Below are 13,097 nucleotides of genomic sequence, written 5' to 3' on the forward strand. Positions count from 1 at the left end.
TTTTATTCATTTATTTAAATTTACAACCTCTACATTAAAACCATATTATATAAATATAACCTTGAATAATATTTTAAAACCTAAATAATCTTATCTTTTTTATACCCAATTTATGGAGGGTTGTTTATGTGTGGAATTATCGGTTTTATGAGTAGAAAAAAAAGAATGATAAAAGGAGATAAAATAGCATTAGCACTGGATAGTTTAAAAGAGAGAGGTAATGGTAAAGGGTCTGGATATGTAGGTTATGGAATTTATCCAACAAAATATAAAGATTGCTATGCATTTCATATATTATTTGACAACACTCCAAAATTTGAAAAAATAAAAATAAATGTTGAAAATATATTGGAAGAGTATGGAACTATTGTTAAAGATGAGGAAATACCAACAGAAGAAGGAATAATTGAAAAAGTTCATATTCCTTGGAGATACTTCTATGAAGTTGATGAAAAATATTCTGATAGAGAGGAGGATGTTATAGTAGATATTGTAATGGAAATTAACGATAAAGTTGATGGTGCCTTTGTTATTTCAAGTGGTAAAGATTTAGGCGTTTTTAAGGCAGTAGGATGGCCTAATGAAGTGGCAGAGTTTTATAGAATAGATAGATATGAAGGTTATTTATGGCTTGCCCATGCAAGATATCCAACAAATACAAAGGCGTGGTGGGGAGGAGCTCATCCTTTCAATTTATTAAATTGGAGTGTAGTGCATAATGGTGAGATAACAAGTTATGGAACTAATAAAAGGTTTGTTGAAATGTTTGGCTATAAGTGTAGATTATTAACTGACACTGAAGTTGTTACATATATTTTAGATTTATTAATGAGAAAGCATAAAGTTCCAGTAGAATATGCCTTATCAGCCTTAGCCCCAAGATTTTGGGATGAAATTGATAAAATGCCAGAGGAAGAGAGAGAGTTGCATACAGCAATAAGATTAACTTATGGAGGGGCTATGTTAAATGGTCCATTTGCCATTGCAGTTGGAACACCAAGTGGTTTAATCTTTATGAATGGAGATATTGAAAAAGAAACTATAATGTTTGGTTTAACAGATAGAATTAAGTTAAGACCACTAATTGCCGCTGAAAAAGATGACTTGATATTTATTTCAAGTGAGGAATCTGCGATAAGAAGAATTTGCCCAGACTTAGATAGAGTTTGGATGCCTGATGCAGGAGTTCCAGTAATTGCAAGAATTTGGAAGTAAGTTTATTATTATAAGCAATAATAAAAAATTAAAAAATTTTTGGATGTGAAAGCATGATTCCAAGCTATGTTCCTCCAAAGTATAAAGTAGAGGTAGATCCAAATAAATGTATGCTATGTGAGAGATGCACAGTAGAGTGTTCTTGGGGAGTGCATAGAAGAGAGGGAGATAGAATTATTAGTTATTCAAATAGATGTGGAGCATGTCACAGATGTGTAGTAATGTGTCCAAGAGATGCAATTACAATTAAAGAAAACGCTATTTCTTGGAGAAGTCATCCACTGTGGGATATTGATGCGAGAACTGACATATACAATCAGGCAAAAACTGGATGTATCTTGTTGAGTGGAATGGGTAACGCTAAAAATCATCCAATATACTTTGACCATATTGTATTAGATGCCTGTCAGGTTACAAATCCATCTATTGATCCTCTTAGAGAGCCAATGGAGCTAAGAACATATATTGGTAAAAAACCTAAGCAGTTAGAGTTTGAATTTGTTGAGGAAGAAATAGATGGTAAAAAGATTAAAAAAGCCAAGTTAAAAACAAAAATAGCTCCAAATTTAAAGTTGGATACTCCTATAATGATTGCACACATGTCTTATGGGGCTTTATCATTAAATGCTCACTTATCATTTGCAAAGGCCGTTAAAGAATGTGGAACATTTATGGGAACTGGTGAAGGAGGTTTGCCAAAGGCACTCTACCCCTATGCAGATCATATAATTACACAGGTAGCAAGTGGAAGATTTGGAGTAAATGAAGAATATTTAATGAAAGGAGCGGCAATAGAGATTAAAATAGGTCAAGGAGCAAAGCCAGGAATTGGAGGGCATTTACCAGGAGAAAAGGTTACAGCAGAAATTTCAGCAACGAGAATGATTCCTGAAGGTAGTGATGCAATATCTCCAGCTCCTCATCATGACATTTACTCAATTGAAGACTTAGCTCAATTAGTTAGAAGTTTAAAAGAAGCCACAAGATGGAAAAAGCCAGTATTTGTTAAAATAGCCGCTGTCCACAACGCTCCTGCAATTGCGGTTGGAATTGCTACAAGTGATGCAGATGCAGTAGTTATTGATGGATATAAGGGAGGAACTGGAGCAGCTCCTAAGGTATTTAGAGACCATGTAGGGATTCCAATAGAAATGGCTATTGCCGCAGTTGATAGAAGATTGAGAGAAGAAGGATTGAGAAATGAAATAAGTATTATAGCAAGTGGAGGAATTAGATGTTCAGCAGATGTATTTAAGGCAATTGCATTGGGAGCAGATGCTGTTTATATTGGAACTGCTGCAATGGTTGCTCTTGGCTGTAGAGTATGTGGAAGATGTTACACTGGTTTGTGTGCTTGGGGAATTGCTACCCAAAAACCTGAATTAGTTAAAAGATTAGATCCTGATGTTGGAGCAAAAAGGGTGGCAAATTTAATTAAGGCATGGACTCACGAAATTAAAGAATTGTTAGGAGCGGCAGGAATTAACTCAATAGAAAGTTTAAGAGGTAACAGAGATAGATTAAGAGGAGTAGGATTAAATGAAAAAGAACTTGAAATTTTAGGAATAAAAGCGGCAGGAGAATAATAAAGCTATTATTGTTTATTCTCTTCTATTATCTTTTAGAATTTACATTTTTAGAAGGTGAAAAATTATGGAAGAGGTAGTTATAGATGCAAAGGATATGCATTATAGGGAGTTAAATGAGAAGATTCATGAAATTTTAAGGAAAAATCCAGATGTTAAAAAGATAATACTAAAAAATGTTTTAGGACAGAGATTTATTGGAAATGGATTGCAGAAAAAAGATTTAACTATTGAAATTTATGGTATTCCTGGTGGAGACTTAGGAATGTTTATGAGTGGTCCAACAATAATAGTTCATGGTAATGCTGAATTTGCTCCAGGAAACACAATGGATGACGGGACAATAGTTATTTATGGAAGTAGTGGAGATGTAACCGCCCACTCTATGAGAGGAGGAAAGGTTTTTGTTAGAGGAGATGTTGGATATAGAAGTGGAATACATATGAAGGCATACAAAGATAAGGTTCCTGTTCTTGTTATTGGTGGGAGAGCAAAAGATTTCTTAGGAGAATATATGGCAGGAGGTATTATAATAGTTTTAAACATAGATGAAAAAGGAAATGATTTAGGAGAAGTTAAAGGGAGAATGATAGGAACTGGAATTCATGGTGGAGCAATATACATTAGAGGTAATGTTGATAAAGACCAATTAGGAGTTGCCGCAGATATAAAAGAATTTATCAAAGAGGATTTAGAAAAAATTAAGCCATATATTGAAGAATTTTGTAAATGGTTTAATCTTTCAGATGAAATTAAAAACAAATTATTAAATTCAAAATGGACAAAAATAGCACCAATTTCAAAAAGACCATTTGGAAAACTCTATACTCCTGATTTAATGTAATAATTCGTTTTATTTAAATTAGAATCAGTAATGTTTTAAAAATTAAGATGGATTAGGTGAGATTAATGAAATCATATAAAAATCTAAAAGAGGAAGTTTGGGATACAAATAGATGTAGTGGCTGTGGTGCCTGTGTAGCAGTATGTCCAGTAAATAACTTATATTTTGTAGAGGAAAGCCCAGTAAAATTTGAATGCGACGAATGTTCTTGTATCTTAATACCAACTGACATGACTACTGAACATCCAATTTCTGCAGAATTTTGTAAAACAGTTGTGTATGATGTCCCATGTGGATCTTGTTATGATGCTTGCCCGAGGATAAAAAAATCTTCAATTACTATTCCTAAGAAGGAGGGATTAGGAAATATATTAAAAGCAGTAAAGGCAAAATCTTTAATAGAAATAAAAAATGCCCAAAATGGTGGAGTTGTAACAGCAATATTGGCAAATGCCTTTGAAGAAGGATTAATTGACGGAGCCCTTGTTATGATAGATGATAAATTTACATTAGAGCCAAAATCATACTTATCTTTATCAAAAGAAGATGTTATAAAAGCAGCAGGAAGTAAATATCTTTGGAAAGGACCTATATTAAAATCATTAAAAACTGCTGTTATGGAGAAAAAATTAAAGAAGTTGGCAGTAGTAGGAACTCCATGTGTAATTAATGCAATCACTCAAATAATGGCATCAGATAATGATTTATTAAAACCATTTAAAAATGCCATAAGATTAAAGATTGCCATATTCTGTTTTGAAACTTATGATTACAATAAAATGATTAAAAAACTAAAATCAGAAGGTATAGAACCATGGGAGATTAAAAAAATGGATATTGAATCTGGAAAATTAAAAATTAAGTTAATAAATGGAGATGTTGTTGAATACAAATTAAAAGATTTAGAGGATTTAATGAGAAGTGGTTGTAAGGTTTGTGGTGATTTCACTGGATTAACATCTGATATTTCAGTAGGTAATGTTGGTAGTGAGGAAGGATATTCAACAGTTTTAATAAGAAATAAATGGGGAGAAGGTTTCTTTAAAAGGGCAGTTTGTAATGGTTACTTAACTTATGATGAAGATGTAGATTTAGAGGCAGTTAAAAAACTATCTGAATTGAAGAAATCAAGAGTAAAAAAATAATAATTTATTCAATATACTTTGTTTTATCTTCAACACCAGCCATTAAAAAGGCTCTTTTTCTTCTAATGCAACTTTCACATTTTCCACAGTGTAAAAAATCTTCTCCATTGTCTTTATAACACGAATAAGTATATTTTAAAACCTCTACGCCAAGCTTTTTCTCAATCTCATGACCAATTTTAACAATATCCTCTTTTGTTTTATCATATAAAGGAGCCTCTATTTTAACCTTATTTAGTGTTCCATATTCTAAAGCTTTATTAAATGCATTAACAAACTCTATGGTGTTGTCAGGAAATGTTACTCCTTCCTCTTTATTTATTCCGATAAATACTTTTTTTGCATCTAATGCCTCAGCAAAACCACTAGCAATACTAAACATTATTAAGTTTCTTGCAGGAACCCATACAGATTTCATAGTTTCATAAACTTTCTCACTATCCAATTCTTCTATTTTTAAAGTAGGAATTTCTTTGTCAGTAATTAAGGAACTTTTTTTAAATTGTTTAACGAATGGCAAATCAACGACAATAGGTTTAATATTTAATATTTCACAAATTTTTTTTGCTGAATTTATCTCTCTTTTAGCCGCTTTTTGCCCATAGTTAAAAATAACTGCTGTAAGGTCATAACCTAAATCTTTGGCTATTAATGTCGCTACAGTAGAATCTAATCCACCACTTAAAACAGTTACCGCTTTCATAGTATCACAATAATAATAATTTTATTTTTTCAAAAAAATTAATTTAAATTTATGGAAATTTAGTTTAATAAAAAAATTTGAAGAAATAATTTAGTAGATTAAGTATTTACTAACTTCCCAGTCAGTAACTGATATTCTGAACTCATCCCACTCTGCTCTCTTAATTTCCATATATTTCTCATAGATGTATTTACCTAATGCTTTTTGTAATACTTCGTCACATTCTAATTCATCTAATGCTGCTGCTAAGTTTGCAGGGACTGACTCAATTCCTAACTGCTTTTTCTCTTCTTCTGACATCTTGAAGATGTTTCTCTCAACTGGCTCTGGAGCTTCCATTTTATTCTTAATTCCATCTAAACCTGCTGCTAACATACAGGCGAATGCTAAGTATGGGTTGCATGTTGGGTCTGGAGCTCTGAACTCAATTCTTGTTGCCTTACCTCTTGCAGCTGGAACTCTGATGATAGCACTTCTGTTCTTGTTAGCCCATGCAATGTTTACTGGAGCTTCGTATCCTGGAACTAATCTCTTGTATGAGTTAACTGTTGGGTTTGTTACAGCAACTAATGCCTTAGCATGGCTTAAAATTCCAGCAATGTAACTTAAACAGGTTTCACTTAACCCATTGTATGGTCCTTCTGGATCGTAGAATGATGGTTCTCCGTTAAACCAAACACTCTGGTGGCAGTGCATACCGTTTCCATTCATTCCAAAGAATGGTTTTGGCATAAATGTTGCTCTTAATCCATGTTTCTTAGCAATGTTTTTAATTGTCATTTTGAATGTTACAACGCTATCAGCAGTTTTTAAAGCGTTATCGAATTTGAAATCAACTTCGTGCTGTCCAGGAGCTACTTCGTGGTGTGATGCCTCAACGTGGAATCCAAGGTTTTCTAATGCTAAGACAATATCTCTCCTTATGTCAGGAGCTTCATCTAATGGCTCAACATCAAAGTAGCCACCATCATCTGCTGGAATCCATCTGTGTGGGTTGTGTGGGTCTCTCTTTAACAAGAAGAACTCTGGTTCTGGCCCAACAAAGAACTCTCCATTCATTTCTTCTTTTAATTCATTTAAAATAGCTTTTAATCTACTTCTTGGATCTCCTTCGAATGGAGTCTTTTCGTTTCTATAAACATCACAGATAACTCTTGCAACACTTTTCTCTTCAGGTCTCCATGGTAAAACAGAGAGTGTGGATAAATCTGGCTTTAATAACATATCTGATTCTTCTATTCCAACAAAACCTGTAATTGATGAGCCATCAAACCATACTCCGTTTTCAAATATTTCTCTTAATTCTTCAATTCCCTTTTCTCCACTTTTTACTGGATACGCTACATTTTTTGGGAACCCTAAAATATCGACAAACTGGAACCTTATAAATTTAACATTGTTCTTTTTTACATACTCAATCGCTTGCTCAACATTCATATTTATCCCCTTAATGTATTTTTAATGTTGTTTGCTAAAACAATCTGGAAATAAGTTTCCTGGTTCCATATATATATAATTTACGGTATAATTCAGTATTAACCAAAGAATATAGATTACAAAATATTATTAATTCTTTCTTTTAAATCTATGATTTTTAGAAAAATTTATATATTGCATACTTCTATAATAGGAAATAAGTTTCCTTTTACATAGGAATAATGCTTCCGCTCTAAATATAAAGGTGAAAAAATGGCTACAGCAGATTTATTTACACACGCTACAAATATACATTCAATAGTTCAAGCACTAATAACATTGGCAAATGCGAGTGATGTTTTCTTCCTTGTAGTTATGGGAGTTCTCGTTTTCATGATGCAGTGGGGCTTTGCGATGCTCGAAGGAGGACAAGTTAGAAAGAAAAACGCTAACAATGTTATGATGAAAAACATGGTTGATTGGCTAATTGGTTGTGTTGCATGGTTGTTTATTGGTGGAATATTATGGAAACATGGATTTGATATTTCAGCATATATTGACTGGTGGAGTAAAATATTCAATACAAATTGGCCAAACAATGGGTTAGATTTAGCAAGTTGGTTTTTTGGTTTAGTATTCTGTGCAACAGCGGCAACTATAGTTTCAGGTGGAGTTGCAGAAAGGATTAAGTTCAGTGCTTATGTATTGATTTCATTAATTATTACAGCATTAATATATCCATTGTTTGTTTATTTAGGACCTTGGGGAGCAAGTATTGTTCCATGGCACGATTATGCAGGAAGTTTAGTAGTCCACGGATTAGGTGGATTTTTAGCTTTAGGAGCTATAATGGCATTAGGTCCAAGAATTGGTAGATTTGTCGATGGAAAACCAATTCCGATTTTAGGGCACAACATTCCAATGGCAGTGTTTGGGGCATTTGCCTTAGCAATAGGTTGGTATGGATTCAACGTAGGAAGTTCATTGGCATTGGGTGATATTTCAGGATTAGTTTGTGCTACAACAACAATGGCTATGGCTGGAGGAGGATTAGGAGCCTTGATAGCATCTAAAAATGATGTTTTATTTACAGCAAACGGTATTGTTGCTGGTTTAGTAGCTATCTGTTCAGGAACTGATGTGGTAAGTCCAGTTGGTGGTTTAATAATTGGATTAATTGCTGGATTACAAGTTCCAATAGTTTATAAACTGATTGAGAAATGTGGATTGGATGACGTTTGTGGGGTTGTCCCAGTTCATGGAGTTTCAGGAGTTGTAGGTGCAATCTTAACAGGAATTTTAGGAATGAAAGTATTTGGTGGAGCTGGAGGAGTTAGCTTATTAGATCAAATAATAGGTTCAGTATTCTGTATTGTTTATGGAACTGGTTTAGGATACATACTTGCTAAACTCGTAGGATTAGTACTTGGAGGATTAAGAGTTAGTGAAGAAGAAGAAAGAATGGGTCTTGATTTAGCAGAACACAAGATGCCTGCATATCCTGAAGAAGAATCTTCTTTTGGTTAATTTTAAAAATTTAATCTCCTTTACCTTCGATTTCTATGACTTTTACATATATTGGATGCTCTTTTAATTGCTCATAAACTTTTTGAGCGGCTCTTCTTGATCTTGCAAGCATGACAAAAGCAATATCTCCTTGATATCTCGCTTCTGTAAATGACAATATATCTCCTCTTGCAATACCTTCTCCTATAATTCTTCTTATTAAATCTTCATATTTAGTAGCATGTTTTTCAGGAATATTTAGTAAGATTCCATAAATCATCATTTCACCTCATCATAATATTTTAATATTTATTTTATTCTGAAGTTTTTAATATTCCTAATGTGTCATTTGTCTTTTTTGCAATGTCTAAGTCAAACAGTGCGATTGTTGGCAATAACCAAGAGAACCAAAATCTTGGCTCTCCATCCTTAGTTTCTCCGTAGTATGCAAATGACAATCTACCAAATCCTGTTTCTTTTTCAACTTTTCTCGCACTTCTTAAAAATCTCCTTGCAATGTTTGGAAGTTCTTCATAACTGTATGGCTTACCTCCAACACCATTCTGCATATACAACTCTGAACTAATTCCAACATTTTTTATAGCTTTTATTAAGTTTCCTAATTTATTCTTTTTAAAGAATGCCAACAATAAAGAAGCCGCTGGAACTCTTAAAACTTCTATATTTTGGTTATCTTCATCTCTCAACTGACAAACTATATATGCTCTACCCATTTCCATCTCAATATGTGCATATAATTCCCTATTCTTTGGTAACTCTTCAAGAACTTCAATAACTTCATACTCCTTTCCATCCTTTGTAAATTTATCTCCAGCCTTTCTTTCATCTAATTCTACAGTAAAGTATGTCTCTTTACCATCAATCTTACCAAATATTAAATCAAATCCCCATTTTTTCAATGACTTTAATTTGAACTCTCTTTCTCTTTCTGGATTTCCAAGAGTTTCAAAAACTAAAGTATTTACAACTTCGACTTCTTTTGCATCAACAACCAATATATCACCTTTTATTGAATTTTGTTAATTAAATTTTATTTATATATTTACAAAATGTATATGTCTTTGAAGTTCTATAAATACTTTTCTATAATTTGTTAATTTATATATTTATATTAAATGCTAAAAGGTTTAAAATAGTAAAAATAGAGAAATATTAAAAATAGAACTAAAAATAGGTGATAATTATGAGATACAAGAAAGTTCCAGTTAAAAAGATTGTTAATAAAATAATTGATGAGTGTGATGTAATTTTATTGGTCTTAGATGCAAGAGATCCAGAGATGACAAGGAATAGAGAATTAGAAAATAAAATTAAAAACAAAGGGAAAAAATTAATTTATGTATTAAATAAGGCAGATTTAGTTCCTAAGGAGATTTTAGAAAAATGGAAAAATGTATTTGGAGAAAATACTGTATTTATCTCTGCTAAAAGAAGATTGGGAACTAAGATACTAAGAGATATGATAAAAAAATCTCTAAGAGAGATGAACAAAAAAGAGGGAAAAGTTGGAATTGTTGGCTATCCTAATGTCGGAAAGTCATCTATAATTAACGCATTAACTGGAAAGAGAAAGGCATTAACTGGTTCAATAGCAGGATTAACAAAAGGAGAGCAGTGGGTTAGATTAACAAAAAATATTAAACTTATGGACACTCCCGGAGTCTTAGAGATGAAGGATGAGGATGACTTAGTTATAAGTGGAGCATTGAGATTAGAAAAGGTAGAGAATCCAATTCCTCCTGCCTTAAAAATCTTAAAAAGAATAGATAATTTTGATAAGTCAATAGTAAGGGAATATTTCAATATTAACTATAAAGAGATTGATGAAGAGACACTAAAAAAGATAGGAGAAAAAAGAGGTTATTTAATAAAAGGAGGGGAAGTAGATTTAGTTAGAACAGCCAGAACAATTATTAAAGAATACCAAGATGGAAAGCTCAACTATTACAAAGTAGATTTAAAGAAGTATGGTCAAGATAGAAATAAGGATATTTCATTTATAACAAAGTATTTAAAAGATTTTCCATTTATTGAAGATGCTAAAATGATTATCACTCATTTAAAAGACTTTAAAGAACTATATAAGAGAATAAAAAAACCTGTTTTAGGTTTTGAAGAAATAGATGGGAATATTGTTGTTATATCCTTTGGAGAAAAAACTAAAGATACTGGAAGGAAAAAAGTAGAAGATTTTTGTAAAAGTAAAAATATTGAGATTATTTCAAAGTTTGGAGATAAAATTGGTAATAATAATATATATGTGGCTGTTGGGAGAAAAGTTAAAAAATAGGTTAGGTATTTAGATAAATTATCGCATGTTTTTATTATTTTTAAGAATTTCCTTTATTTCATATAGCGTATCTTTCATCTCAATTAAAATCTTTTTATGTTCTTCTAACTCGCTAAATATAAACTTAATATACTTCACTCCTTCATCCAACTTTTTATTTAACTCTATTAAATCATCTGCCGATATTCTATTAATGCCCTCTGGAAACTCAATATAGGTATTCAATGCTCTTTCCTCAATCTTCTCTATTTTTATAAGGTTATCTTTTTTAGACATATTTTTAACTCATAAGTCGTTGCCATATTTTTACCTCTCTATATAACATGTTTCCATCCTGGTATACCTCCCATATTAAGCATGCTTTTTTAATTTAGGGTATAGGGCGGAGCCCCCTATTGGTATACCCCCAGAGTATTCTATTTTTTATTTGTTATTCCTTGTTTTAATCCTTATTTTAATGGACTACCGATTTAAACCCTACTAACTATTGCTTATTTTATACTCGAACTCTTATATAAATCTTTCTTTTAACACTCGATTTTTCTGACTGCCTGATTATCAAAGTATTTATAAGAGTAAGAAAGGTTGTGCTAACTATTTATAAATAAAATGAACAACCATAAGAAAAAATAAGCACAATAAGAAGAGATTTTATATAAAATAACTCTTATCTAACAATGAAATACACAAAATAAAAACAAACAATCAAAATCTCTAAAAAATCTAAATTTTAATAGGAAAAAATTGGTAATACTTTTTACCATTTTTCTAGTACCAAATCCAAACAACCCCTTTATAAAAGCAAGAAAGTAAAATTAATATTATTAATATGCATTATTAAAAAAGTTAATAAAATTTAAAGAAGCATAACTTATTTATATTTAAATTATAATTTATCATTAAAGATAATGATAAATTACTGGTGGCATTATGATTAAAAAAATAGCAAGAAAAAAATGTATTCACATTATGCTTGTTTATACTGGTGGATGTAATGGTTGTGATATTGAAGTAGTTAATGCAGTATTTTCTCCATTTTACGATGCTGAACAATATAATGTTTTTTTAACTTTTAATCCAAGAGAGGCAGATATTTTAGTAGTTTCTGGATGTGTAACTAAGTTTGTTGAAGAATCCTTAAGAAAGATTTATGAAAAAATTCCTGAGCCTAAGGCAGTTGTTGCTGTTGGTTCCTGTGCGTTAATGGGAGGAGTTTATAAAAATATAGGAGGAGATTTGGGAACTTCAGATTTTATAGCAGGACCTGTTGAAAATATAATTCCAGTTGATGTTAAAGTGCCTGGCTGTGCTCCAAGACCTGAAGACATTATTGCTGGAATTGCCAAGGCAATTCATAAAGTTGTTGAAGGATGAAAACAACATATTTTGGGGGAAATATTATGATTGAAGAAGTTATTTCAATTTTAGGAATTCCTTCATTGGCGTTTGTTATATCAACATACATTCCTGGAATTCAGAGAAAGATAGAGGCAAGAATTCAACAAAGAATAGGACCAAGTATATTAGCCCCTGGATTTTGGGCATTTTTTAAGTTTTTATTTAAAAAAGTTGATAATCCAGATGCCAATTTACCAAATTTGTATAATAGATTACCATTACTATCAATAGTTGTTTTATGGACTATATTGGCTATAACTTCACTTACAAGTTTTCATATTCTTTCAAATGAAATAGGAATTGTAGGACTTTTAAAGTTAGAGGAAATGATGTATATAATTCTCGGCTCTCTATCATTTTCAATTATGGGTTGGAGAATGCCTTACATAGATGAATGTAAAGGAACTCCATTTATAAAAACTTTAAAAATATCATTAGAGCAGTTAGGGGCTGTAAGATGTTTTAAAATGATAACTATTGGTTCATTTCCATTTTACTTAGCAACATTTTTACCATTTATAAATAAGCATAGTATATTTTTAAAAGATATTGTTGGAGAGCCATTTTTATTTTCATTGGGAGGAATATTTGGGGCTATATGCTATTTCATTGGGTATATTATTATGGTTAAAGAATATCCTTTCTCAATAACTCACACTAAGGCAGATGTTATTGAGGGTCCAACACTGGAGTTAATGGCTAAGTATAGGGCATTATATTTAGCAAGTTATGAACTTCTTTTAATAACATTGGGTAGTTTATTCGCCACTTTATATTTAGGAATAGCCCCAGATGTTAGTAATCCAATAACTATAATTGAAAACTTTGCTATTGCATTAATATTCCCAATATTGGCGGCAATTGTTAGAGCATTTTCCCCTCTATTGTTATTTAAACAAATATATCCTATTTCATTTATAGCCACTCTATTTGGAGTTATTGGATTTATATTTGCATTGTTAGGATGGTAATT

The 13,097-nt window shown here is 31.6% G+C and carries 12 protein-coding genes and 1 pseudogene; 8 read left to right on the top strand and 5 right to left on the bottom strand.

The features are described 5' to 3' along the window. The first annotated feature begins 126 nt into the window (after nucleotides 1–126). The 4 genes from HZY31_RS01820 (at nucleotide 127) to HZY31_RS01835 (ending at nucleotide 4,790) form a co-directional block, all read left to right on the top strand. Entirely contained in the window at nucleotides 127–1,215 is a 1,089-nt protein-coding gene (locus HZY31_RS01820; protein WP_297317770.1) for a class II glutamine amidotransferase, read from the top strand. A gap of 53 nt (nucleotides 1,216–1,268) precedes the next feature. Then, entirely contained in the window at nucleotides 1,269–2,801 is a 1,533-nt protein-coding gene (locus HZY31_RS01825) for a glutamate synthase-related protein (protein ID WP_297317771.1), read from the top strand. 67 nt (nucleotides 2,802–2,868) lie between these two features. Next, on the top strand, nucleotides 2,869–3,645 hold the full coding sequence (locus tag HZY31_RS01830; protein ID WP_297317772.1) for a GltB/FmdC/FwdC-like GXGXG domain-containing protein: 777 nt from the start codon (nucleotides 2,869–2,871) through the stop codon (nucleotides 3,643–3,645). Between the two features lie 65 nt (nucleotides 3,646–3,710). Continuing rightward, nucleotides 3,711–4,790, top strand: coding sequence for a Coenzyme F420 hydrogenase/dehydrogenase, beta subunit C-terminal domain (locus HZY31_RS01835; RefSeq protein ID WP_297317773.1), 1,080 nt, complete (start codon nucleotides 3,711–3,713; stop codon nucleotides 4,788–4,790). A 4-nt stretch (nucleotides 4,791–4,794) separates the two neighbouring features. Here the strand turns inward: HZY31_RS01835 and queC are convergent, their stop codons facing one another. Both queC and glnA read right to left on the bottom strand, forming a co-directional pair. Continuing rightward, complete coding sequence (gene queC / locus HZY31_RS01840) at nucleotides 4,795–5,493, bottom strand: 7-cyano-7-deazaguanine synthase QueC (protein WP_297317774.1); 699 nt, start codon at nucleotides 5,491–5,493, stop codon at nucleotides 4,795–4,797. A 90-nt stretch (nucleotides 5,494–5,583) separates the two neighbouring features. After that, nucleotides 5,584–6,930, bottom strand: a complete 1,347-nt coding sequence (glnA, locus tag HZY31_RS01845; protein ID WP_297317775.1) for a type I glutamate--ammonia ligase — start codon at nucleotides 6,928–6,930, stop codon at nucleotides 5,584–5,586. 252 nt (nucleotides 6,931–7,182) lie between these two features. Between glnA and HZY31_RS01850 the strand changes: the two genes are divergently transcribed. Then, nucleotides 7,183–8,436 (top strand): ammonium transporter, encoded by a 1,254-nt coding sequence (locus HZY31_RS01850; RefSeq protein WP_297317776.1) that lies wholly within the window; start codon nucleotides 7,183–7,185, stop codon nucleotides 8,434–8,436. A gap of 10 nt (nucleotides 8,437–8,446) precedes the next feature. On the opposite strand, the gene HZY31_RS01855 is transcribed toward HZY31_RS01850, so the two are convergent. Continuing rightward, a complete protein-coding gene (locus HZY31_RS01855) occupies nucleotides 8,447–8,695 on the bottom strand; it encodes a hypothetical protein (RefSeq protein ID WP_214400017.1) in 249 nt (82 codons plus the stop codon). A 34-nt stretch (nucleotides 8,696–8,729) separates the two neighbouring features. Then, on the bottom strand, nucleotides 8,730–9,431 hold the full coding sequence (locus HZY31_RS01860) for a TIGR00703 family protein (RefSeq protein WP_297317777.1): 702 nt from the start codon (nucleotides 9,429–9,431) through the stop codon (nucleotides 8,730–8,732). 188 nt (nucleotides 9,432–9,619) lie between these two features. Between HZY31_RS01860 and HZY31_RS01865 the strand changes: the two genes are divergently transcribed. Further along, entirely contained in the window at nucleotides 9,620–10,726 is a 1,107-nt protein-coding gene (locus tag HZY31_RS01865; protein WP_297317778.1) for a GTPase, read from the top strand. A gap of 18 nt (nucleotides 10,727–10,744) precedes the next feature. Here HZY31_RS01865 and HZY31_RS01870 read toward each other — a convergent pair. Continuing rightward, nucleotides 10,745–11,011 (bottom strand): annotated as a pseudogene (locus tag HZY31_RS01870) (acylphosphatase); the annotation flags it as partial. Between the two features lie 645 nt (nucleotides 11,012–11,656). Between HZY31_RS01870 and HZY31_RS01875 the strand changes: the two are divergent. After that, complete coding sequence (locus HZY31_RS01875; protein ID WP_297317779.1) at nucleotides 11,657–12,100, top strand: NADH-quinone oxidoreductase subunit B family protein; 444 nt, start codon at nucleotides 11,657–11,659, stop codon at nucleotides 12,098–12,100. A gap of 26 nt (nucleotides 12,101–12,126) precedes the next feature. Further along, the gene (locus tag HZY31_RS01880; protein WP_297317780.1) at nucleotides 12,127–13,095 is read left to right on the top strand and encodes a respiratory chain complex I subunit 1 family protein; all 969 of its coding nucleotides are present in this window, start codon (nucleotides 12,127–12,129) and stop codon (nucleotides 13,093–13,095) included. The last annotated feature ends 2 nt before the right edge of the window (nucleotides 13,096–13,097 follow it).

The organism is Methanocaldococcus sp. (assembly GCF_024490875.1).
Lineage (GTDB): Archaea > AGJL01 > Methanococci > Methanococcales > Methanocaldococcaceae > Methanocaldococcus.